19 protein-coding genes are annotated in these 22,903 nt (G+C 44.5%); 4 read left to right on the top strand and 15 right to left on the bottom strand.

The window, feature by feature from the left end:
• The first annotated feature begins 177 nt into the window (after window positions 1–177).
• The 3 genes from tnpA to OC443_RS18340 all read left to right on the top strand — a co-directional run bounded on the left by tnpA (window position 178) and on the right by OC443_RS18340 (window position 2,487).
• Window positions 178–615, top strand: coding sequence for an IS200/IS605 family transposase (tnpA, locus tag OC443_RS18350; RefSeq protein ID WP_073580231.1), 438 nt, complete (start codon window positions 178–180; stop codon window positions 613–615).
• Between the two features lie 111 nt (window positions 616–726).
• Window positions 727–1,350 (top strand): Crp/Fnr family transcriptional regulator, encoded by a 624-nt coding sequence (locus OC443_RS18345; protein ID WP_073585674.1) that lies wholly within the window; start codon window positions 727–729, stop codon window positions 1,348–1,350.
• A 132-nt stretch (window positions 1,351–1,482) separates the two neighbouring features.
• The gene (locus OC443_RS18340; protein WP_073585675.1) at window positions 1,483–2,487 is read left to right on the top strand and encodes an aldo/keto reductase; all 1,005 of its coding nucleotides are present in this window, start codon (window positions 1,483–1,485) and stop codon (window positions 2,485–2,487) included.
• 115 nt (window positions 2,488–2,602) lie between these two features.
• Here OC443_RS18340 and OC443_RS18335 read toward each other — a convergent pair whose 3' ends face one another.
• From OC443_RS18335 to OC443_RS18325, 3 genes are all read right to left on the bottom strand, one after another.
• Window positions 2,603–3,457: a DUF2076 domain-containing protein gene (locus tag OC443_RS18335; RefSeq protein WP_073585676.1), complete on the bottom strand. Its 855-nt coding sequence runs from the start codon at window positions 3,455–3,457 to the stop codon at window positions 2,603–2,605.
• Window positions 3,458–3,648: 191 nt separating this feature from the next.
• Entirely contained in the window at window positions 3,649–3,885 is a 237-nt protein-coding gene (locus OC443_RS18330; RefSeq protein WP_073585677.1) for a non-oxidative hydroxyarylic acid decarboxylases subunit D, read from the bottom strand.
• On the bottom strand, window positions 3,885–5,321 hold the full coding sequence (locus OC443_RS18325; protein ID WP_073585678.1) for a non-oxidative hydroxyarylic acid decarboxylases subunit C: 1,437 nt from the start codon (window positions 5,319–5,321) through the stop codon (window positions 3,885–3,887). The genes OC443_RS18330 and OC443_RS18325 overlap by 1 nt, the downstream gene beginning before the upstream one ends.
• Window positions 5,322–5,490: 169 nt before the next feature.
• Between OC443_RS18325 and OC443_RS18320 the strand changes: the two genes are divergently transcribed.
• Window positions 5,491–5,916, top strand: coding sequence for a MarR family winged helix-turn-helix transcriptional regulator (locus OC443_RS18320; RefSeq protein WP_073585679.1), 426 nt, complete (start codon window positions 5,491–5,493; stop codon window positions 5,914–5,916).
• A gap of 4 nt (window positions 5,917–5,920) precedes the next feature.
• Here the strand turns inward: OC443_RS18320 and lpdD are convergent, their stop codons facing one another.
• The 12 genes from lpdD to OC443_RS18260 all read right to left on the bottom strand — a co-directional run bounded on the left by lpdD (window position 5,921) and on the right by OC443_RS18260 (window position 22,338).
• Window positions 5,921–6,298: a prenylated flavin chaperone LpdD gene (gene lpdD, locus OC443_RS18315; protein ID WP_073585680.1), complete on the bottom strand. Its 378-nt coding sequence runs from the start codon at window positions 6,296–6,298 to the stop codon at window positions 5,921–5,923.
• Between the two features lie 142 nt (window positions 6,299–6,440).
• On the bottom strand, window positions 6,441–7,718 hold the full coding sequence (locus OC443_RS18310; protein ID WP_073585681.1) for an O-acetylhomoserine aminocarboxypropyltransferase/cysteine synthase family protein: 1,278 nt from the start codon (window positions 7,716–7,718) through the stop codon (window positions 6,441–6,443).
• A 170-nt stretch (window positions 7,719–7,888) separates the two neighbouring features.
• Window positions 7,889–8,860: a hypothetical protein gene (locus OC443_RS18305; protein WP_073585682.1), complete on the bottom strand. Its 972-nt coding sequence runs from the start codon at window positions 8,858–8,860 to the stop codon at window positions 7,889–7,891.
• Window positions 8,835–12,521, bottom strand: coding sequence for a hypothetical protein (locus OC443_RS18300; RefSeq protein ID WP_073585683.1), 3,687 nt, complete (start codon window positions 12,519–12,521; stop codon window positions 8,835–8,837). Before OC443_RS18300 ends, OC443_RS18305 begins: the two co-directional genes overlap by 26 nt.
• Window positions 12,514–13,326 carry a DUF4123 domain-containing protein gene (locus tag OC443_RS18295; RefSeq protein ID WP_159440366.1) on the bottom strand — a complete coding sequence of 271 codons (813 nt, stop codon included), beginning with the start codon at window positions 13,324–13,326 and terminating at the stop codon, window positions 12,514–12,516. The genes OC443_RS18300 and OC443_RS18295 overlap by 8 nt, the downstream gene beginning before the upstream one ends.
• 73 nt (window positions 13,327–13,399) lie before the next feature.
• A complete protein-coding gene (locus OC443_RS18290) occupies window positions 13,400–13,828 on the bottom strand; it encodes a DUF943 family protein (protein WP_073585684.1) in 429 nt (142 codons plus the stop codon).
• 388 nt (window positions 13,829–14,216) lie between these two features.
• Complete coding sequence (locus tag OC443_RS18285; RefSeq protein WP_073585685.1) at window positions 14,217–14,621, bottom strand: DUF943 family protein; 405 nt, start codon at window positions 14,619–14,621, stop codon at window positions 14,217–14,219.
• Window positions 14,618–15,760 carry a YPO3983 family protein gene (locus tag OC443_RS18280; RefSeq protein ID WP_234976448.1) on the bottom strand — a complete coding sequence of 381 codons (1,143 nt, stop codon included), beginning with the start codon at window positions 15,758–15,760 and terminating at the stop codon, window positions 14,618–14,620. Before OC443_RS18280 ends, OC443_RS18285 begins: the two co-directional genes overlap by 4 nt.
• A gap of 10 nt (window positions 15,761–15,770) precedes the next feature.
• The gene (locus OC443_RS18275; RefSeq protein ID WP_073585686.1) at window positions 15,771–17,648 is read right to left on the bottom strand and encodes a type VI secretion system Vgr family protein; all 1,878 of its coding nucleotides are present in this window, start codon (window positions 17,646–17,648) and stop codon (window positions 15,771–15,773) included.
• Between the two features lie 189 nt (window positions 17,649–17,837).
• The gene (locus OC443_RS18270; protein ID WP_073585687.1) at window positions 17,838–18,356 is read right to left on the bottom strand and encodes an Hcp family type VI secretion system effector; all 519 of its coding nucleotides are present in this window, start codon (window positions 18,354–18,356) and stop codon (window positions 17,838–17,840) included.
• Window positions 18,357–18,739: 383 nt separating this feature from the next.
• The gene (locus OC443_RS18265) at window positions 18,740–20,416 is read right to left on the bottom strand and encodes a pyridoxal phosphate-dependent decarboxylase family protein (RefSeq protein WP_073585688.1); all 1,677 of its coding nucleotides are present in this window, start codon (window positions 20,414–20,416) and stop codon (window positions 18,740–18,742) included.
• 26 nt (window positions 20,417–20,442) lie between these two features.
• On the bottom strand, window positions 20,443–22,338 hold the full coding sequence (locus OC443_RS18260) for a methyl-accepting chemotaxis protein (RefSeq protein WP_073585689.1): 1,896 nt from the start codon (window positions 22,336–22,338) through the stop codon (window positions 20,443–20,445).
• Window positions 22,339–22,903 lie beyond the last annotated feature (565 nt).

Genomic DNA, 22,903 nt, shown 5'->3' with positions numbered 1-22,903 from the left:
CTCTGTTACACGGTGGGTGTAGAATAATGGTGCAGTTGCTGACGGACAAGTTTTTTATTGTCATCCCTAAACCACCGCCTTGGGCGGTGGTGATTGAACCTTGGGGCTATTGCCCGAAGAAATGCCCATGTTAGAAGTAAACCTCTTATTCACCACAAGTAAGAGGAAACAAAAAACATGGGCGACTATAGAAGTTCATCACATGTCTATTGGCGTTGTAAATACCATATAGTTTGGACGCCGAAATACAGATTCAAGATCCTGAAAGGTAACGTAGGTAAGGAGCTTTATCGCTCAATCTATATTTTATGCAATATGAAAGATTGCGAGGTCTTGGAACTAAATGTTCAGCAAGATCATGTTCATCTGGTTGTGATAGTTCCACCAAAAGTGTCTATCTCAACGTTGATGGGGATGTTGAAAGGACGTTCGGCAATCCGGTTGTTTAACAAATTCCCGCATATAAGAAAGAAGCTCTGGGGAAATCATTTTTGGGCAAGAGGTTACTTTGTCGATACGGTTGGCGTAAATGAAGAAATCATCAGACGTTACGTCAGACACCAAGATAAGAAAGATCAAGAATACGAGGCGCAGTTAGAGTTGAAGATGAACTAACAGCGCGAGAATGCTCCCTTTCAGGGGGCTGTAAACCAAAGCCGCCTTCTAAGAAGGCGGATTTTTACTCCGGCTGAGTTTCGGGATAGCGGTAAACAGGAGAAAAACAGGATGAGCAATAGCGTCGTGAGTGGTTCCGAACCGCAGATGATTGAACAAAAGCCAGTGCTTATTGAATTTCTGGCATCACATCCGGCATTGAGCCAGCCTATAGCCACGCAACTGGCCCAATCATTTCACTGTCGGACGATGGAGAAAGGCATCCGGATGGTTTCACAAGGTCAGCTTTGGGATACAGCCTTTTTTATCAGCAGCGGGATCATGCGTTTTTATTACGCTACGGCGGACGGGAAGGAATTCAATAAAGGGTTTTATAAAGAAGGTGATCTGGTATGGCCCAAAGCACCGGCAGCCCGGACACAACCCTCGCTGTTCACCATTGAATGTCTCACTCCTTGCCTGTTTTGGCAGATGTCATTTGCGGATTTTCAGGCGCAGCTTGTCAGTGAAGGTTTGTGGGAGCGCTTTGCTCTGCCGTATCTGGAGCAGTTTGCTGATGAAAAATTTCTCCGCGAATATGAGTTTCTCGTTCATGATGCGGAGAAAAAATATCTCAGCTTGTGTGAACAGTTGGGGCCGATGATTGAACGTATTCCTGATTATCATCTGGCTTCTTACCTTGGAATCACCAATGTGGCGTTGTCCAGAGTGAAAAGAAAACTGAAAGATGCCTGAATCATGCAGCTTCAGGCTGCTGGGGCATGCGTATTTTTTGCTGATTTTAAACCAGGTTAATGAGCCCGCACGGGCAGAGGTTTAGATTAACCCTGTTTTCATTTTTACACGAAAAAAGAACAGGGAATCAGCATGAAACCATCAAACGATAATTGTTTTCACACCCAATCAGGCCACGATGTGCCTCGCGTTGGTCTGGGTTGTATGGGCATGAGTGAATTTTACGGGCCGGGTGATGATCAGCAAAACCTGCAATTACTGGAAAAAGCAGTTGCACTGGGTTATCGCTATTTTGATACCGCCGATATGTATGGGCAGGGGCATAATGAGACTCTGCTGGGGGAGTTTTTGCAACGCCAGAATCGTCAGCAGCTGTTTATTGCGACTAAATTTGGCATCAAAGATGATCACAGCGGCAAATCAGCCCGTCAGGTCGATGGCAGCCCGGCTTATGTCCGGGAGGCTTTGGAGAAAAGCCTGGCCCGGCTGAAGCTGGACTATGTTGACTTATATTATGTGCACCGTCGTGATAACTCGACACCAATCGAAGAGACCATGGCTGCACTGGCGGCGCTGAAACGGGAAGGGCTGATAAAAAGTATCGGGCTGAGTGAGGTGTCGGTTGAAACCTATCAGCGGGCACAGCAGGTTCACCCGGTGGCTGCGGTACAGTCCGAGTATTCATTACTTTCCAGAGAGCCGGAGCAGGGCATTTTACAGGCGTGTCAGGCGAACGGAACGGCTTTTGTCGCTTACAGCCCGATGAGCCGGGGATTACTCAGCGGGGCCATTCATGCAGATGTGCTGAATCAACCGGATGATATTCGTGGCGGCTTTCCCCGCTTCAGTGGTGAAAATTTACAGCATAATCTGGCGTTGGTGCAGCAACTGACTGCACTGGCAGCACAAAAGCAATGTACCCTGGCGCAGGTCGCTCTGGCGTGGGTGCTGCATCAGTCGTCGCATGTTTATATCATTCCCGGCACCCGGCGGGAGAAGTATCTGCTGGAGAACTGGCAGAGTTCGCAGGTTGAGCTGACGGGGGAAGAGCTGACAGTACTGCGCGGGATTTTTGCTCCGGATCAGGTGGCCGGAGCGCGTTATCCCCAATCCCGTCTGGCCGGACTGAATGGGTAACTTGTTTTATTGAAAAGTAATTTTATACCCTGCATCTTCAGGTTGTTTGGGTATAGTGATCAAAAAGAAAAGTGCCGGTGGCACTTTTCTTCAGATTGAGCAGGTTAATCAGGCCCTAAGTAAAGTCATCGAAACCTCCGCCGAAGTCGTCGAAACCTCCTCCATCAAAGCCTCCGTCATTGAAACCGCCGAAATCACTGTTATCGAAGAAACCGGAATTATCAGCAAAACCGCTGTTATCGACAGCTCCGTTATCAAAGCCCGGGTTCGCAAAATCAGCATCATTCATCTCTGTATTGTCAAAAGATGTATCCTGAAAATCATTATTGGTGCCACCATCAGCAAATTGATCACTGGTGTTCTGCCCGAAGTCACTTTGATCGGTAAAGCCGTTATCCATCGCCTGTGATGGGTCTTCATTGATAATATTGACGACTTCCTGCGGGTGATGGTGGCTGAACATATCCATCATCAGGTTGCCCAGCACTACACCGCCGGCAACACCTGCTGCGGTTTGCAGCGCACCGCCAAGAAAGCTGTTGCCCCGGCTAAATCCGCCCGGCTGGCCGTATTGGGCTTGTCCGTATGGTTGCTGCCCCTGATTCGGTTGTCTGCCATAACCTGGCTGTTGCGGGTTGCCTTGTGGCTGATGGGTATTCGTGTTCTGAAAACCAGAGGGTTGCGCATGGTTGCGGTTCCCGCCAAACAAGCCAGAGAGAAATCCGCCACGCGGTTGGTTTTGTGCCTGCCGGATCTGTTGCTCCAACGCTTCAACGCGGGCATGAAGTTGTTTCATGGTTGCTTCCTGCATCACCATCGTCTGGGCCATGTAATAGGGCGCAGAAGGTTGTTGAATGAGATGTTTGTCAATCAGGCTCTGTGCTTCCTGATCCCGGCTGCCGCCTTGCTTTTCAGCTTGCTGGATCCGGTTGAACAGATTATCAATCAGTTGTTGGGTATTTTGATCCATAAACGCACCTCAGTGATGGAAGAGTTGTATTCAGTTAGTCTGTGGAATGTGAGGCAGGTTCAATTTTTATTGATGCAGATCTCATTTATCTGAGGTTTTCCGGAGAGGAGGAAGAGTTAAAGAGACTCAAACAGTCTGAGATCAGGTTTCTTCAGATTGTTTGAGTCTGTGAGGCGCGTTATATCTTCAGGTTAAATATCACTCTCACTAAGCAGTGGCGGAACACGCGGGACTTCCGGGGCATTATCCATATCTGCCTGAGTGATTTTAAACGCTTCCGGGTAATGTTCGCGGCTGGTCCGGCGCAGCGGTTCAGTGGAGCGCCAGGTGTAAAGGCACAGCTGGCACTGGTGCACGGTCCAGACGTCCGGAACCGGTGATTTTGCCAGCAGTTCTATATGCGCATGGCCACATCTTGGGCAAATCATCAGTCATTCTCCTTGTGTTGTGCAATCAACGTTGTCAGGCGGTTCACCCAGGCTTTGGTTTCCGGCAGATCTTTCACCGGCTGGCTGTAATGCCCGCGGTTATCCGGAGCAACCGGCGTTGTGGCATCAATCACCAGCTTGTCGGTAATCCCGGCCGGGGAAGAACCCGGATCAAGTTCCAGTACTGACATATTTGGAAGTTGCACCAGGTCACCCGCCGGATTGACCTTGGAAGACAGTGCCCACATCACCTGTTGTAAGTCGAATGGGTCGACATCTTCATCAACCATGATCGCCATTTTGACGTAGCCCAGCCCGTGCGGGGTTGTCATCGCCCGTAAACCAACGGCACGGGCAAAGCCACCGTAACGTTTTTTGGTGGAGATGATCGCCAGTAAGCCGTGGGTGTACATGGCATTGACGGCCTGAACTTCAGGGAATTCAGCTTTCAGCTGTTGATACAAAGGCACACAGGTTGCCGGGCCGATCAGGTAGTCGATTTCAGTCCACGGCATGCCCAGATATAAAGATTCGTAGATGAGATTGTTGCGATAACTGACTTTATCAATCCGGACCACAGTCATATTCCGCCCGCCGGAGTAGTGACCGGTAAACTCACCAAACGGCCCTTCGATTTCCCGTTTTCTGCCTTCAATCACACCTTCGAGAATCACTTCTGAGCCCCACGGTACATCGAATCCGGTCAGTGGTGCGGTGGCAATCGGGTAGGGCGACTCGCGCAATGCCCCGGCCATTTCGTATTCCGACTGATCGTATTTGAGCGGTGTCGCCCCCATCAGGGTGATGATGGGATCGTTGCCCAGCGTGATCACAATCGGTAAATCCTCTCCGCGCTCTTCCGCTTTGCGCAGGTGGATTGCAATGTCGTGCATTGGCACCGGTTGTAAGCCAAGTTTGCGTTTTCCCTTCACTTCCATCCGGTAAATCCCGACGTTTTGCTTACCGAAATCATCCGGGTCAGTTGGATCGCGGGAGACAACGCAGGCTTTATCGAGATAGAAGCCGCCATCACCATCATTTAAGCGGAATAACGGCAGGAGGTCGAACAGATTGATGGCATCCCCATCGACCTGATTTTCAGCCCATGGCGGGTTGTCCCGTCGCTCAGGTGTGACCGGAAAATGATCCCAGCGGCGGATGAATTCAGCGACCTGAGTTTTTACCGGTGTATTGGGTGGCAGACCGATTGAAATCGCATGATTTTGCCATGAGCCAATGGTATTCATTGCTACCCGGGCATCGTTAAATCCTTCGATGTTATCAAACCAAAGTGCCGGTGAGCCTTCTCCGATTCGCCCGGCAGCATTCGCCGCTGCGGCTAAGTCTGGCTCTGCCTGTACCCGCTCCTGAATTCGCAATAGTTGCCCGTGTGCATCAAGTGCACCCAGAAAACCACGTAAATCATCAAATGCCATTCAGTTTCTCCTGCAAACAGTTTAAATTATTGTTCGTACACGAACTACAATTAAACTAAACTGATATGCTTTGATAAGCAACCAGACACTTTATTTGTTGTGAAGTTATTGATTCAGAACAGAGAATATGTGCTAAGGTGGCGCCGGAAAAAATTGAGGTGGAAAAAATATGGACGGGTTAGACCTGATTCCCTTTCATTTGATGAGAAAAGTGTTTCAAGAACATACGGCGCTCTGGAAGCAGTCGTTGCCTGAACTGACCAAACCCCAATACTCGGTGTTAAGTGCAGTTGCGGAACAGCCTGGTATTGAGCAGGTCAGGTTGACGCAAGCAGCTATCAGCACGAAAGCGACACTGGCTGAATTATTAGCCCGGCTGGAAAAGCGGGGTTTAATTGAGCGGCGTCAGCAGTCAGCGGATAAGAGGCGTCGGTTCGTTTATCTGACACAGGAAGGGAAGAGAGTTCTCTCTGTCGCCACTCCGCTTGCACAGAAGGTTGATCAATTCTTTTTATCCCGGTTGAGAGAGTCAGACCAGCAGCGACTGACCTCATTGTTGCATCAAATGACCTATCCGGCTGAGTCGAAGGATTAAAGTCTTAGTTCTGACGGGTGATGCGCTCAATTAATTCAGTGGTGAGTTGCCCAATCATCTGATCAATCTGTTGAATTTGCGGCAGAGAGGCATCATCGAGGTGAACACCGCAGGTCACTGTGGTGACATGGCCGGTTGCGGTTGTGATTTGTCCGGCGGCGCGGTGCGCGATTAAATCTTCTTTATGGCCGGGCACCGTGATGACTGAGGTGCTGGCACTGCGTTGGTTTTCATCCAGCAGGCTGGCTCTGGGGAGTGCGACAGCAACCGCGCCGATGTGGGGTTGATCGCCGCCACAGATCGTGACATTCAGGTCATTCCCGACTGTGAGTGCTTTGAGTTCAACTTTGATATTGTTTGTTTCCTGGGTGAGATGAATCATGGATTCTCCTGAGGTTATTGATTTGGCTTATCATCGGGGATTTCGTGGAACAAACATACAAGGGCATGGATGCCCTTGTCTAAGCGAACAGGGATGTCTTGAGCGGTTTGTGGAATGACTTCCCCGATGATAACTTTCAAACTCAAACAGTGACGCTGTCGAGTGCCTGACTGATGTCGGCAATGATGTCATCGATATTTTCTATGCCGACTGAAATGCGGATCAGGTCGCGGCTGACACCAGCTTTGGCGAGTTCTTCGTCGTTGAGCTGGCGGTGTGTGGTGCTGGCCGGGTGGCAGGCGAGAGACTTGGCATCCCCGATATTGACCAGTCGCAGTACCATTTGCAACGCATCGATAAACTGTGCCCCGGCTTCAAGGCCACCTTTGATACCAAAGCTTAAAACACCGGAAGCTTTGCCGCCGGTAATCCGCTGGCAAACCACGTTATACGGGCTGTCGGGCAGGGCAGCATAGTTGACCCAATTCACCTTGGGGTGATCCTGAAGGAAGGCTGCAAGCTTTTCTGTATTCTCACAGTGACGTTCCATCCGCAGGCACAGGGTTTCCAGCCCCTGCAACAGCAGAAAAGCACTGTGCGGTGCCAGTGCTGCGCCGGTATTACGTAATGGAATCACCCGGCAGCGGCCAATATAAGCGGCTTCACCCATAGCTTCGGTGTAAACCACATCATGATAAGACGGATCTGGTTCGTTCATCATCGGGAAGCGTTTTTTGTTCGCGACCCAGTCGAATTTACCCGAGTCGACGATCATGCCGCCGATGGTGGTGCCGTGGCCGCCGATATATTTGGTCAGGGAGTGCACCACGATATGTGCACCGAGTTCAATCGGGCGGCACAGCACTGGCGTGGCAACGGTGTTGTCGACGATCAGCGGCACGCCGTGTTTGTCGGCAATCGCAGCCAGAGACTCGATATCCACGATATTACCGGCCGGGTTGCCAATCGATTCACAAAAAATCGCACGGGTGTTTTCGTCGATCGCAGCATCAAATCCGGCAAAGTCGTCTGCGGAGACCATGCGGGCTTCAATCCCTTGTCTGGGGAAGGTGTGTGCAAACAGGTTGTAGCTGCCACCATAGAGCTGGCTGGTGCTGACAATGTTTGAGCCAACTTCACAGATACACTGAATCGCATAGGTAATGGCCGCCATGCCGGAGGAAACAGCCAGCGCACCAATGCCGCCTTCCATCGCGGCCACCCGTTGCTCCAGAACGTCATTGGTCGGGTTCATGATCCGGGAATAGATGTTGCCGGGAACTTTTAGGTCAAACAAATCGGCACCATGCTGAGTGTCATCAAAGGTATAAGAGGTGGTTTGATAGATAGGAACTGCCGCGGCTTTGGTGGTTTCTTCTGATGTGTAGCCGTGATGCAGTGCAAGCGATTCGAGTTTCATAACTGTTCCTTGTTGTGCTTAATTAGGTGTCTGCGGGTGTGTAATTAATAAGTTAATTTCTTATGGTACATGGGGTTATTTTTTTTGGAAATGAATTAAAGCATTGTTTTGAACTGGTTGCAGGGATGAAGGAAGAGCCGCCGGGCGGCTCTTGTGATGAGTATTCCCGGTTATGCCGAAGTTGTGAATATATTGAGTTCGGGGCCGGATGCAGGGAGCTCTTCAATATGTTGTTTTTGAGCAATCTGATCCAGTTTCTCTGTGAATTCTTCATCTGTCATACTTCGCCAATAATGAGATGCACGACCTGTCTTTTGATCATATTCAGCCGTTGTCTGATCTTGTGCTCTGAAAGGTTCCAGTATTGGAATATCAGGCATTGGCTGACTTGTATCCATATATTGCTGAATCATATTCCACAGCCGGTGATATTCAGCGACGGAGGCGTTAATTCCAATTTGCAGTCCGATATTTATACCTTTTTCGTGGGGGCTATACCGGTTGAGTAATGTTAAACGGTACGTCAGTAGTCCCTGGTGCGTTGGAGTTGCCGTTAATACACAATCGAACTCGATAAATGGATATGTGTATAGTTCCTTATTATTTCGATCATATAGTGTGACCATGCCTGTTTGTCTGTTCAGAGAATAATCCTTTCGCGAGAACAACGCTGCTTGTTCTTGCTTTACTTCCGGTTTTTTCCGGTTTATCCAAAGGATCGGTGAATAAACAATAAGAGCCGGAATAGCCAGATAAAGTGTGATATCACTTAAAAATGAAATTAACTGATTGATTTTCCAGTCTCCAAAAACAAATGCAATCGTAAACAAAACAAAAAAGAAAGGATAAGCAAAAAGTAATGCGAACTTAGCGAAAGCTGCAAACATGAGATAGATACCAGCCCCGCGGGTAAAATGATAAGGCTGCAAATGTTCGTGAGTCCAAAATAGTTCAGTTTCTTCAGATTTCCTGATAACCGATATATCCGGGGTTCTGATTGCAGATGTTGCGATGCTGCAATTTGTCTGAGAAAAAGGTAATATCTGGCCTCTTTTATATAATTTATTCTTCAGCCCCTCTGATTCCGGAGGATTCTGTTTTATAAATTGCTTACTGTTATACGCTGTCTGGCAGTAACTCATCGGTTGTCTCCTGCTTTGTTATTTCAACACAAAGCCATTGTGATTTATCTTTATTATTAAATTCTGGATGCACGTTATCATCTGGTGACTGAGGTGGTTCTTTATCATCCAAAGATGGTCCGGGAAAACAAATATCATCAACTACGGTTTGAGCTCTGACAATAAATGCAGGTTCATAGTGATGTTGTATGTTCTTAGGGCCCCATAAAGATGCTGCCGTACTTTTGTCTTTTGGGACCGTCTTATTAAAACGGAGCAGAAACATGCTTTTATCCGGGATATTTTTATGTGGATATATTGTACTGTTGTGCTTGTCTATATTAATTAAATGCCTGGCTTTGATATACCCCCCAAAACTTGGTTGATATACACTCGTATCTGTGGTTTCTTCCTGTATTGCCTCACGTGCGTATAGCCGAAAGCTAATATGGTTAAGTAAAGGAAGTAAATTGCATTCAACTAACAAAACATGGGTGATATTTGATTTTTGTATTATTTTTAGCAAATCAGGTGATACGTCACTTTGATAATTGAGCTCAAACATTTTTACGTCAAATCTTAATAGCAAACCAAGTAGTCTCTGAAATGCGATATCCTTATTGTGAAGGTGTTTATATTGATTATGTTTTTTTTCAAATTGAGTTGTAGGTGGGTAACTAAATGGTCCATTCTTCAGCCACGTTTCGATTGGTGTATCTTTTAGAAATGTATATAGAACACCACCAATAATAGCAACGATTAAACCTATCGGACCTAATATTGAGCTAATACTAAGCATTGTACAAAATGTTGACACTGCCGTTCCAATAGCAACCGCAGCCATAGCCGCGGAAGCATCGTCATCCTGATTCCAGAATAACCGCATTGAATCGTATCCGGCTATTCCAGCAGTTAGGAAACCAGCTGCCGCATTTGCGACTTGCAAACGGCTAAATACAGTTTTTAATCCCTTCGCTTGCAGCATTTTTCCAAGTCCACTTTTGGACGAGAAGGCTATTAACTGTTTTGCAGAGGCTTTAGCTAATCTTGAGCTTTCCCCCAAAAGGAGGTTAGAACTGTTGATTGTGGCTATAGTAAAGTCGGTTAATGCACTCGTGACATTAAAGGCTGAATACCAGTTCGCTTTGTTCGCATGTAGCAAATCAGAAAAATATTGGCGGTTTGCATTGAGATTGAGTACTTCCATAACGACCAGAAAATGAGGTATGCGGAACCGTTCGAAAACGTTACTGAAGGTCGTTCCCTCTTTTGATATATCTTTCATTGCACGATCAATCGCTTTTTCGGATAACTCATCGTATAAATCGAAAAATGCGTTATTCTCTTTAGGAACTATCAGCATTTTTACTGGCGACTTTCCATTTTTTTTAATGAAATCAAGGACGGCTTCACTGGTTGTTTCTGCGGATTTAACTGCTTTATGGTTGGAAGAGATGAGTATTTTATTTTTCTGACTAAATACCTTTCCCATCGCTTTGCCGTTTTTACGTCGGGATATATATTTATTGAATGTTTGAACAAACCCCCAGCTTTGGCCTTTACTTTGCAGGCCGACGATATAGCCTTCGGCCCCTGGACCTGTTGGGTCAACGTATCTGATTTTACCAAAGGTTTTGGGCCCCATGCCTTTTGTCAGGCAAAGGATTGGGGCATAGACAGAATCGAAATCAATGGTTGTTGTTGGTGTATTTTCTAATGCATTTTTGACGGTTTGTAGTGTATCAAAAAAATTTCCGAAGATTGAGCCAAGAAAAGAGGAGACTCTACGCTTTGTTTGAAAGTTGTTTTCACCATTTTCTGATGATTCCAGAGGGAAAATATCATGAAGTTCCCATATATTAATTTCCTCTTGTTTGATTAACATGGTTTCATCGGACCATCGGGCAATAGATTCTGGTGTACACAAACCTGAACCATTATTACAAAAGGTAGGTGCGACGTAATCGTCTTCCAAAGTTATTTTTCCATTCTCCGGAAATAAAATTTCGTGCAAAGGATGTTGTCGGTCATTATTTAATAAGTGGATAAGATTGTCCAGAAAAGGGTGAGGGAGATCTATACTTTCATGCAGAGCAAGAGTGTCAATTTTTTCCATATGGATTTTTAATGAACTGAGAACATTTCCAATGATCGGATAAACCGCAGTTGCATTAAAGTCGTCGAGCGTTGTTATATCTTTTAAAGCATGAATCAGCTCATTACTTTCTAATTCCTCACATAACAATTCCTGAAGGTCAAGAACCTTTTTTTTACATACTCTGCGCTCTATTGTTCTCAGAGTGCGCTGAAATTTCCCGCCATCTGAAGTGTTAAATTGCTTTGCTTTTGTTGCTTTATGATAAGGATTTTTCTTATTTCCCCATTTTGGTGGCATTAAAAAATGCTGAACCAGCTCCGCACTATTATAATATGGCTGAAGCTCAGCATCTTTTAATATTGTTCCTATATAACTTACTGCACCTTTTATCAGATAGCTCTTATGTCGGAGAGAGAATATAGGGTCTTTCAGAAAAATCCCCCGAAGATTTCTTGTTCTTCCATCTTTAAAAAAATCGTCGACAGATTCTCTTTCCCATGATGGAATAATTGGTTTCTGAGCTTTATCTCCTTTTATTTTACGTTCTGAATCATATACAAGTTCACTTAATGCGTTTTCAGCCAAAATTAAATCGTAGTAGTAATCATCGGTTCTGGGTGTTAAGGAAAGGCTGTTGAGTGCATCAGCAGGTTTGTCACGACAATTTCTTATTTGTTTTTTTAGGGTTTCATAATTTTGAGATAATAAGGTACCAGTGATGTCGTGACAAAAAAAACCTGGGTTTCCCAGTATCATTTCTGTTTCTGGCTCGCGGTGTCTTGCTGGTTTCAACGTAGAAATATGTATATCCATTTTGGGATTGTCATAAAAACCTGGCTGAATCATTCTGTCTTGTAGCTCTTTGGGGTGAGCTTCCAGATAGTTAAGACGGGTGTTACTCCATTGTACTTCTGAATATGCAAAGCGTATGTCAACTATGTCTCCTGCCTGTTTGACCGGATACCAGATTTCTTTTAGTTCTGCCCCTGTGGCTTTTCTGTTGGTTTTTTTATCAGTTTTAAAATTCTCATTAGTACGATTTCCGCGGTATTTAAATAAATTAATATCCTGGAAACAGGGAGAAACTCGCAACGTACCGTCATCCATTTCTTCTTGTTTGGTTGTAACTTTTATTTCTCTCCAGAATTTGTTGTTAAGTGTAATATAGATGAAACCATCTCTTAGCGGAGCCATTCTTTCGCCGGTAGGGAAGCGGTTAAGTGTTGGTAGCAACGTGAGTGGAATGATGGATTGAATTAGATAATCCTGAAATTTGTTTTCACCTGGTTTATATGCGTCTACATTGGTAAATAATGGTACCCGAATTGGTATAGTGCTTCCGGGTTGTTTGATCCCCAGCCACACATTTCTCTTTTCAGTTTCCTCCGACCAATCCCATTGATAGATCAAACTTTGATGAAAACCCTGAATGTGTTTTTTCTTTTGTTCTAATGGTTTTTTCTCGTCATAATCAGATAAATCGTAAAAAAGGAAATCAAGTTCTGATGCGTGCTCGGTGCCAGTGACTTCAATGGAAAAGTGGGGTGGGCAATGATGACCACTATGGATTTTTTTATCACCCATGATGAGCTCTCCTTAAAACAATTTGTTCCAGATGGATTATTTTTTCTTCTGCAGACAAGTGAGAGAAAAAGGTTTGGTCTGTTGTGGCAACCTGCGGCAGCTGTCCGTTTTGTTGTGCCAGCTCACGTAAACGTACTATGAGTATGTCGTCCTGTATGTTGTGATCTTCGCTAAACGCATTCACTTCCCGTTGTGCTGACCAGTGAATGGATTGAATTTTTCTCTCTTCTGCCCAGTCTTTGACTTCCCGTTCTTCATTCATCAGATAAAGGGCTTGTTCCTGATCCGGCAGCAGCATCCACAAACTTAAGTCTGGTGTGCTGGTGTAGTCACCAACTTCCCGCCATTGCTGTTGTTCGCTGTATTTTTGAGAATAAAAACCGATCGAATAAAATGCGCCCAGCCAGGCACTGGTACTGCGGGTCGTTGAATCAGTGAAGAAGTAGCTGGCAATTTCCGGATGGTAATAATGAAACACGCCTTTTCGTTCGCCGTGGTAACCAATCAACATTCGCCAGCGAAGTTGCTCTGCAAGCGTTTCAAAAGGAAGGTCAGCCGGTGCCGAAAAATATAGCGTTTGTTGTGAGGGAAGTTTCTCTGTTAATGGGTCGTTTCCTGAGTATTTCAACGGGATTAATAATGGACTTTCATCCTGTATTTTTTCCAGTGCGGTGTTGAGATAAATAGGTTCAACCTGATGGCCGTCAATCGCCTGATAAACCAGACGATGACTGTCAGGAAAATAGTTCACCAGCGCATACCAGGCGACAGGTTCCCCCTGATGTTCATGTGTCAGTGTTAACACTGTATTTGTCTCCGTCATTTTTATAAAAATCAGCGTGCTATTCAATAACATGGCCAACTGAAATAGTGAGCTGTCAGCGGTATTGCAGGCCGCCGTTTCGTGTCTTGGATATTTCAAACAAAATATTTTTCTCAATACACTTATTCTTTATTTTTCTTTGTTTAAAACAGATTTGTTCAGGTTCCTGATCATATTGACTTATTTCCTGAATCCCTTTACCTATATCCCAGACATATATGTAGAAAGTCCCATCTGAAAGTGGATTGGGAAAGTTGTACTCAGCCTTCAGGCTTTCTTTATTTTCTTTCCACCAGGAAATTTTCCCTCGAGTTGTTACAGGAAAATTTTTTACCACGACATCTGTAATGTATTTATTTTGATATACATTGATAATTTGCACGGGTTTTAGCCATGCATAAATTAAATACAGCAAAGCCAAAACAAGCAGTGAACCAAGTGTTAACTTGATACATGATTTTCTGATAGTTACGTTAACGATCATGTAATCCTCCGACTTTACTCATTGCTCGTCTCGACGGACTTTAAAAAGCTGCTCTCAATACAATTCATTTTTTATATTATTGGAAGCAAGTTTGTATTCATTTATATATCCAAACAACCTGCATCCTCAGGTTGATTGGGGATAGCAAGCCATTAAGACCATGAATATTAGCTTAAGGATATTTTATTACTCCATTTCTGCTCATTGTGACCGCAAATACAGGCTTTTTCTCAATACAAATATTCCTGTAGACACCGATAATATTTACTGGTCTGACATATAGATAGCTGCCGTAAGTCAGACTACAAATGAATGCGATTAGCAGTAAATATATTTTGTCATTCATTAAGTCATTCTCATCAATTGAACTATATACAATTTTATATGTTTAGCGGTATTGCAGACCGCCGTTTCTGCCAAGAGATACCTCAAAAACCTTTTTTTTCTCAATGCAATTTGCATTTGTTTTCATGTCTTTGAAACAAAGCAAATCTGAATCCTGGTCGGTGCCCGTGTCTGTTTTATATCCTGAGCCGATCTCCCAGAAGGTCACATTGAAAAAGCCATTTTTATCGACTCTGGGAATATCATATTTGTCTTTTAACCAGTTTTTGTGCTCTTTCCACCACTGGATTTTTTTCCGATGAGTGAGTGGAAAGCTTTTTACGACTACTCGGGTTGTCCATATCCCACTATGGTGAACATCAATGATTTCGACTGGTCTGAACCATAAATAACTGACGTAAATTAATCCGCATAAAAATATGATTATTGACCAAGAAATTTTCTTCACTTTCGTATGCCTTTAATCTTTATACTGGTATTCATTTCTGTAATAAATGGTTTGAATCCCAATTTTTCCCAGCGTTGCAATACAAACCAAATTCGGAAAATACGCTGTTGTTTAACTATGGATGTTAGATCTCCGTCATCAAGACCAAAATGGTCTTGAACCTGATAGTGAATGACTGCTGTAAATTCACTGTCTTTAATCTCAAGAGATTGCAACGTTATATGTGTAGCCCAGCTGTCATGTACAGATATTACCAGCCCATTCGTATAATCATTCCAACTGTCAAATCTTGGTAATTTAGTGTCTCTGATTGCTTCTTCAATCCTCTGCTTATCTGATTCCGGGTAGCTTTTATTTTCCCAATCAATATAAGATTCTAATGTCGATCTTATAATTTCGAGTGAGCTGTTTTTTGAATCATCTTCTTCAATTTGTTCATGTAAAGCTTGATCAAGTAGATTTGAACTAAATGGTTGGCCAGTATTTTTCTGCATATGGGTAATCATTTGCTTAATCACATGTTTATATTCGCCATGAAAAGAATATACATTAGCCAAAAAACGAAACTCATCAAATAAGCTGTTAGCGACTTCGTCTTTAGTGAGCTTTTCGTTTTCTCCAAAAAAATGATTTTTTTCAAAGTCATAAACCCTAAGATCTGTTGAAATAGCATTCATACCGAGTGCTTCTTGTTGTAAATTAAATTTTTCTTCTAACACTTGTCTGGATAAATCACCATGATGCATATCTCTGGCATCATAGTCATCCATTTCTCTCTGAGTTTGATAGATCAGTGCAGGAAGTTTTAATGGTTCGGGTTTTGTTTGTTGTGATTGAGCCTGATTGGTACTGGCAGATGTACTTCCACTGTTTCCATTCCCTTTATAATGTCCGCACGGACAATCACTCAGCGGACAGCTTTTGGTCTCTGTCTGATATTGACAAAGCTGAGTGATCGGTGTGCCGACGATCTTGTCATTTCGTAGTTGCAGAATAAACATGCCGTCAGTATTGATATTTTTGGGCGTGTATTCTTTGAACAGTGCTTCCATACTGGTTTCTACTGCTTCCAGCTCAAAGGGGGTCTGTTCCGCTTTGTCCTGATCTCCCAGCTTTCTGGAAATTATCGTCTCAACCATAACCCCTCCACTAATTCAGATTAATTGACGGACCGACGACATGTACGCCTGCCGGGTCCAGTTTGACAAAGGTTCCGCCGACTTTGATGGTGATTTCAGAACCAGCCTGTAGCACGACAGCATTGCCGCCTTTCAGATGCACTTCTGAACCGGAATCCAGCACCTGCTTTCCGGCGACTTTCTGATGAATTGATTCCTGTGCTTCGGTGAGCTTATTTTTACCGACTTTGGTGCGTTGTTCGCCTTCGATCACCTGATGTTCTTTCTTCAGTACATGGTCGTAGCGGTCGTTTTCCACCGTTTCATGCTGGTCATGTTTAATCTCAGTCGTGGCATCGTTTTCAACCAGGACGGCGAGGTCTTTTTGTGCATGCAGATTGATTTTTTCTTTGCCGGACTGATCTTCAAAACTCAGTTCGTTGTAGCCTTTGCCCTGATGAGTCTGGGTGCGCAGCACCGTTTTGGTTTTGTTTTCCGGCAGTTTGTAGGGTGGGGTATTGCTGGCGTGATAAGTCCTGCCGGTGACAATCGGCTGGTCCGGGTCGCCGTGCAGGAATGAGACGATCACTTCATGCCCGACGCGTGGTATGGTCTGCATGCCGTATTGGCCACCCGCCCAGCTTTGTACGACCCGTACCCAGCAGGAACTTTTATCATCGGAGCCATCATAGCGGTGCCACGGGAAATGAAGTTTCACCCGGCTGTGTTCATCGGTATAAATTTCTGAATCTGCCGGGCCGACAACCGTCGCAATACAGGGGCCATCAACCATGGGCTTGGGTTGCGGATGTGCCCGCCAGACTTTATCGCCGGGCACTAAGGTAAATGTGTTTGAATAATCCGTCGCGCCGGTGCTGCCATCTTCTTCAAGCGCCTGGGGTTGCGTGCCCTGATGATGAACCTGAACCGCCAGCCATAAACGATTCATGCTGTTATCGTGGTGTTCGCTGATTTCAAACCGCTGCCCGGCCTGAATTTTTGTCTCATCACTTTGCCCGGTCACGGTGTGAACGGCGCGTCTTAAATACTCCAGCCGGACTTTGCTGAAAGCCTTGCCGGTGCTGTCATGATTGTAGCGGCCGGGATGGTCGAAATGCGGATACATTTCCAGCTGATTGTCGCAGTCACCGGCTTCGACCTTCTGCGAAAAGTTGTAGTCTGGTTTTTGAAAACTATAGTCTTCGAGCTGAACACTGCTGACCTCAGAACGGGTATGTTCGGTCATGGTGGCGATGTAACCATCGGGATTTGCACCACCGGAAAGGTTGTTATAAATCGCATGGCCGCTGAGCTTCGGAAAGCCCTGGTCATGATCGGTGATCACCAGCACATGTTTGGTGTCTTCATGGCTGAAGGTATACATCATGCCTTCTTCGGCAGCCAGCCGGTGGAAGAAAGCCAGATCACTTTCCCGGTACTGAACACAATATTCCCGTTGTTCCGGAGCCCGTTTCAGAGAGAAACAAAAATCAGAAATACCCATGTCACTGAGCAGACCCGTTAATATTTCCTGTGCATTTTTCTGCTGAAAAATACGGCAGTTCTGGCGCAGGGAAAGGCGCTCCAGTGAAGGCACTAAGGTGATTGAATAAAAGGTATGGTTAAAGCCGGTATCGCCTTTGGTCAGGGCTCTGATAATCCCGTGGACTTTCTGGACGACCTTGCCGTTACGGACGATTTCCAGCAATGCTTTGCTATCAATTATTTTTTCAGGGAAAAGGCTGGCAGAGCTGCGACTGGCGAGTTCAATAGAATACCGGTAGCCAAAAAAGGGGATGTCATGACTATCAATGCTATCGGAAACGGACTCATCACCTTCAAAACTACGTACCACAAGTGTCTCGTCGGTTATTCCGTCAATCGTCAGCCTGAAATTGAGTGTTCTCATTGTTATGCCTGTAGGGTTTAGGTTACAGCTGAAATACCAGGGTGGAGCAGGCAGACAAATTGCAGAAGGGAGAGTTGAGGCGTTTAGTTATTATCGCAGGCTGGTAAGCCGGTTATATTATTCCCTGGATCTGTCTGTTGTCTGAAAATATATCGCTCACCGAAGTGAGCGACATTGTTACGAAGCAGATTAAGCTTCGATAGGTTTACGCCAGTCATCAGCACCTGAAGTACCACAGTTGTTGTGATCCCAGGTGATTTTACGGTAAGTCATTGAAACCGTAACGTTTTGAGTGTAGTCCGCATCATCAGGGTTTTGACAGTGAGGCATTTCACAGTCGATGTCGATGATAGTTGCGTTTTCAAGTGCAGTGGTGAAGAAGTTCTCTTGTTTACCTTCAATGGAAGTACGGTACCATTTCAGTGTAACAGTGGTCATTTTTTCACCTGAAGTTAATGCGTTATAAAGCAGAGGAACTGCTTTGTTCAGGTTTACAGTGAACTTGAATGGTTTGTGAACACGTTGACCTGCTGGCTGACCAGACTGAGGATCAGTTGGGACAGTCACGATATGATCGAACTTTTGAACCAGCATTTCATCTTCGTGACCTTCAACATAAGCGTCACCGATAGAATCTGCAGTACATGCACCTGATGTAATTGAACCCTGAGTTTCGCCTTCGATCGCGATATAACATGGAGTTGGCATTTTATTATTCCTTATTAACTTAAATATAAATTTAAAAGCATTTATTTGCAGTTAACATAAGTGCATTCACTATGCCAGGTCATTGATTTAAATAAAAACAATTAGTTGTGTTTATTGATTTGTTATTACAGGCAAGATCTTGCTCAGACGCGAGCAAGATCTTGCCCGGTGAGCAAAAAGTTGCCCGGTCATTTTGTGATCTGTCTCTTAATGTGTGCTGAACGCTTTATCCCGGGAGTTCGTTTAATTTGGCGCTATTATTAACTTTATCATTAATGTGCAGGGTGTCTGGCCTGGTATTATTTGAAGAATGACAGCGATTGGCCGGATAAAAAACCGGCCCTGAATAAAGGCCGGTTTGTTGATGAACCGATGTTCCTGATTCAGAATTGGTTGCAGAACTTATCAATATCAGTCCGGGTTGTATAAGGGTTTAAAAAAACCGCTTTTTCCCCTGGCAAATATAAACAGTGGTCATTTTTGTCGTAAGTGGTTCTGGCAATGGATTCAACCCAATTAGTTTTCAGATGCTTTCCTTTCCTGTCATTAAAATGATTACGGTGGTAGAGCGTGGTTTGAATCAAATCATCTATGCTATGTTTTCCCACTGTAATATGCTGCTCTGACAGGAACAGATGATTGCTGTCCTCTTTTTGCAGCGCTGTGTCCGGATAGAGGCGGAACACCACAGAAGGACCATGATTTTCGGCACACACAACTTTACAGTGTGGATGCTCATTGAGTTTTGCCCGCATGTAATTTGCGTTTTGCAAGCCATGAGCAATGATGGTCTGATAGCCTTCAACCCCCATAAATTGCAGCGCGGAGTAGGCTGCAAATACTCCGTTTGCACCCCGTGAACATTCAATTGTTGATTGAAGATGGGTTTTTTTCTGTACCTCATGTTCAAAGTAAGTGAAATAACTGGCGTCTTGCTTGAGGGCTTCCAAATCCTGTTTATTTTTAATCATCAACAGGCTGGAAGTGTAGGGCACATAGCCCCATTTCTGAAAATCAACTGTAAAGGAATCCGCATAGCGGATGCCTTTCATCAGTGGCTTCAAAGCATTGAGACTGCTCAGTGTCGCCTGATTGATCGACAGCGGATTTTTATTCAGATCATAATGGCGGAAAAACAACAGGCTCCAGCCAACAGCAGCATCCACATGTAAATGTGGCTTACGGGTGATCCGATATTTCCGGCAGATTTCTTCCCGCAGGAGATAGACCTGTTTGATGTCATCAATCGCGAATGTATCCGTCGTGCCGAAAGTCAGCATGATGGTTGGCACATGAATGCCATTTTTAAAACAGTTTTCCAGACGACGTTTTAAGTCCCGCAGGCAGATTTGATTCTGTTCATTGATATGGACCCGGATCACCTGATTTTTCATATCCAGCCCGAGTAATGTCAGATTGGTCATGTTGGAATAATGACCAGACTCTGAGTTCAACATACAGAGTTGTTTTCCTTTCAGGCCTTTGACGATTGAATCCGGAAATGTTTTCCTCAAGCCAAGCAGATAACCATATAAATTACAAAAAGTACCTCCCTGAGTGAACAATCCACTCGCTTGCTCCGGGTTATAACCGGCCAGTTCAGCAATCTGCCGGACAACCAGCTGCTCCAGATCAGTGGCCAGTCCGGCATATTCTTTATAAACAAGGTTTGGGTTGGTGATGGTGGCCAGTGTTGCGCCCTGTATGGCGGGATCACAAGGGGTTGAAATTACATTTTCAACCGCTTTGGGATCCTGCCAGTCCTTACACCCGTGTGCGACATATAAAGCCAGTGGATCAAAAGGACCGGTATGAGTACTCATGTGATGAGGAATATCGGTTCTGTGATTCAGCTGATGGTTGAAATCATGTTGCTGAGATCCGGAAAAACTGACCTTATGGTGAGTCAGGTCGTGAATATCCTGAGATTGATAAACCGGCCAAATCTCAGGATCCCGGCTGAAAAACCGGGATATAACGGCCTGATAATGATTTAAAAATTCAGGACTTAACTGATTTGCTGCTAAATCATTTGTGGTACATAACATGACTTCATTCATCTGAACACCTAACCAATTATCATGAACTAATGTAACCTGAAGTTGGCAACCAGCCTTTCAAGCTCATTGTTGGATTTACTTAATGATTCTGTGGCAGCTACCGTCTGTTTTCCGCTCACGACCAGTGAGTCAACAATATCCTGAATCGACAGCATATTTTGGTTCAGCGCTTCAGCAACCTGGCTTTGTTCATTTGTTGCTGAAGAGATCTGTGTACTGACTTCATCAACCTGTGTGACTGATTCACTCATATGGCCCAGACTCACCGAGACTTCAGCGGTTTTATCCGCAGTAGACTGACACTGCTCTTTTGTTGTGTTCATTGCCCTTACAACGCTGTCTGTTCCTTCCAGCAGCTTTGACAGCATGTCAGATATTTCGGTGGTACTTTGTTGTGTTCTGCCCGCCAGAGCTCTGACTTCATCAGCAACAACAGCAAAACCCCGTCCCTGTTCACCAGCCCTTGCTGCTTCTATGGCGGCATTGAGTGCCAGCAGGTTGGTCTGCTCCGAAATATCGCCAATCACATTCAGTACATCGCTGATTTTATTGGCGTCATGATGCATTCTTGAAATCCGGGAAGACATGTCTTCAACCTCTGAAACCAGTGAAGTCACACTGGAAACCGCATCATTGACGATGCGCAGTGAAGACTGTGCTTCCCGATTTGCATCATCTGTGATCTGATTGGATTGCAGTACATTTTCCGCAACGGTTCGCGCACTTTCACTCATTTCCGTAATGGCTGTCACGACCTGCTCAGTCTCACTGGAATGCATCACCAGCTTTGACTCATTTTCCCGTGCGGTTTCTCCCAGCTGAACCAGATTTGTCGAGATATTTTGACTGGCATCAGATATTTGCAGCATCATATTTTGGAGATTCTCAATAAAATTGTTAAATCCCTGGCTGATCATCGCTAAATCGTCCGTTCCGTCCACTTCAAGCCGGTTCGTCAGGTCGCCATTACCGTGGGAAAGCTCGATAACGGCTGATTTTAGTTTGAGTAACGGGCGATACGCATGATTCACGATCAGGAAAATCGCGCCAATACTGATCAAAATAAGAATGATACTGGTGACTATGGCTTCATTTTGAGCACTGTAAACACCCTGCAATGCTGTGTCTGTATCGATAAAAACCATCAAAGTCCAGTAGGCTGAGTCTGTTAAGTGGACGCGCTGAAAATAGCCATCGAACTGACGTCCCAGATAAGGAAAGGTCAAATGACCGGATTGCTGGATACTGAACGCGCTTTCCATCTCTGAAAAATCAGAACTGATTTGAGAAGGTGTCCGGCCTATATCTGTTGGATCATCACTGGCAAAAAAGACCGCATTTTGATCGGTTAATGTTGCAGCTCCGCCGGCAAAACGCATCTGGCTGACTTTCGTAATAATATCTGAAAGCTGAATTTCACCTAAAAGCACACCGATTAGCTTGCCGTTATCTCTGACCGGCATGACCGCGCCGATCACTTTTTGATTCATGACCGGATTCAGATAAATTTCTGTCAGCTTCAACTGGTATGCCTGCTTCGCGTTTTGAAACCAACTCTTGTTTCTTAAGTCTGTGGTTTCATTTTGACGAGACGAGGTAAAGGTGCGGCCATCTGTGTAGGCCATGGTGACATTAGCAATGCCAGCTGTGTCCGCAAGTACACTGACCAGCTCCTGATTTTCATTATCAGGTAGTCTGGTATGAAATTGTTTTGCTCCTTTGGATATGGCATTGAGCCGGAACTGGATAAAGTCCTCAAGAGACGTGACGTGATAATCCAGTTTATTCTCAGTCATTTCGACCAGTGAGTGCGTCATTTTCTGCTTCAGTGACAGAATATTCAGCGTACCGAGTATCGTAAGAGAGATGGCGACTAACAGGCCAACGCCCAGATAAATTCGAGTTTTAAAGCCCAGGTTCATGTGACCTCCAACTGATTTGAATTTACGAGTAGTATATTCGCTTGGTTTATTGTGTTACTACTCACTATAAAATTAGGTGATATGTCCTGAATGTCAAAAGTGAGTTATATATAAATTTAAAGGCGCTGTACAATATTTTATCTAATAAACTCATGTATTTATTTTCATTTTTGTTTTTAAGGAGTTATTTTTTTTATTATTTGAATTTGGAGTCCAAATGAAGGAGATACTGATCACATAAAGTATCAATGAAGAGAGATGTTATTGAATAAAGACAAAGACTTAAAAGAGAGATAATTCATGGCAAAATTATCATGAAAGCAACGGGTATAGAGTCTTTCTGATAAGAGCTGTTTATTTTATATACTATTCTAGAATTATTAATAACCATATGGAATATTGTTAATTATATCCACTTAATTAATGTGGTTACTTGGTTAATGACTAGCATAATATTCTGTTTGTGGGGAAATGCGATCTATTATTTTCAAAATGCATTAATTTTCTGTCTTTCTAAAAATCAGACGTTCTATACCCAAGCAACCTGAAGATGCAGGTTGCTTGG

The sequence above is a fragment of the Vibrio quintilis genome (assembly GCF_024529975.1).
Lineage (GTDB): Bacteria > Pseudomonadota > Gammaproteobacteria > Enterobacterales > Vibrionaceae > Vibrio > Vibrio quintilis.
Note: the sequence above shows the minus strand (reverse complement) of the source record. Positions and strands in the feature narration are given on the sequence as shown.

Bases quoted from the DNA above. Each gene is read 5' to 3' on its own strand.
- OC443_RS18340 (WP_073585675.1), top strand. From the start codon at position 1,483: ATGAAACCATCAAACGATAATTGTTTTCACACCCAATCAGGCCACGAT.
- tnpA (WP_073580231.1), top strand. From the start codon at position 178: ATGGGCGACTATAGAAGTTCATCACATGTCTATTGGCGTTGTAAATAC.
- OC443_RS18290 (WP_073585684.1), bottom strand. From the start codon at position 13,828: ATGATCGTTAACGTAACTATCAGAAAATCATGTATCAAGTTAACACTT.
- lpdD (WP_073585680.1), bottom strand. From the start codon at position 6,298: ATGATTCATCTCACCCAGGAAACAAACAATATCAAAGTTGAACTCAAA.
- OC443_RS18265 (WP_073585688.1), bottom strand. From the start codon at position 20,416: ATGAATGAAGTCATGTTATGTACCACAAATGATTTAGCAGCAAATCAG.
- OC443_RS18320 (WP_073585679.1), top strand. From the start codon at position 5,491: ATGGACGGGTTAGACCTGATTCCCTTTCATTTGATGAGAAAAGTGTTT.
- OC443_RS18260 (WP_073585689.1), bottom strand. From the start codon at position 22,338: ATGAACCTGGGCTTTAAAACTCGAATTTATCTGGGCGTTGGCCTGTTA.
- OC443_RS18335 (WP_073585676.1), bottom strand. From the start codon at position 3,457: ATGGATCAAAATACCCAACAACTGATTGATAATCTGTTCAACCGGATC.
- OC443_RS18310 (WP_073585681.1), bottom strand. From the start codon at position 7,718: ATGAAACTCGAATCGCTTGCACTGCATCACGGCTACACATCAGAAGAA.
- OC443_RS18270 (WP_073585687.1), bottom strand. From the start codon at position 18,356: ATGCCAACTCCATGTTATATCGCGATCGAAGGCGAAACTCAGGGTTCA.
- OC443_RS18305 (WP_073585682.1), bottom strand. From the start codon at position 8,860: ATGAGTTACTGCCAGACAGCGTATAACAGTAAGCAATTTATAAAACAG.
- OC443_RS18280 (WP_234976448.1), bottom strand. From the start codon at position 15,760: ATGGTTGAGACGATAATTTCCAGAAAGCTGGGAGATCAGGACAAAGCG.
- OC443_RS18345 (WP_073585674.1), top strand. From the start codon at position 727: ATGAGCAATAGCGTCGTGAGTGGTTCCGAACCGCAGATGATTGAACAA.
- OC443_RS18300 (WP_073585683.1), bottom strand. From the start codon at position 12,521: ATGGGTGATAAAAAAATCCATAGTGGTCATCATTGCCCACCCCACTTT.
- OC443_RS18330 (WP_073585677.1), bottom strand. From the start codon at position 3,885: ATGATTTGCCCAAGATGTGGCCATGCGCATATAGAACTGCTGGCAAAA.
- OC443_RS18275 (WP_073585686.1), bottom strand. From the start codon at position 17,648: ATGAGAACACTCAATTTCAGGCTGACGATTGACGGAATAACCGACGAG.
- OC443_RS18325 (WP_073585678.1), bottom strand. From the start codon at position 5,321: ATGGCATTTGATGATTTACGTGGTTTTCTGGGTGCACTTGATGCACAC.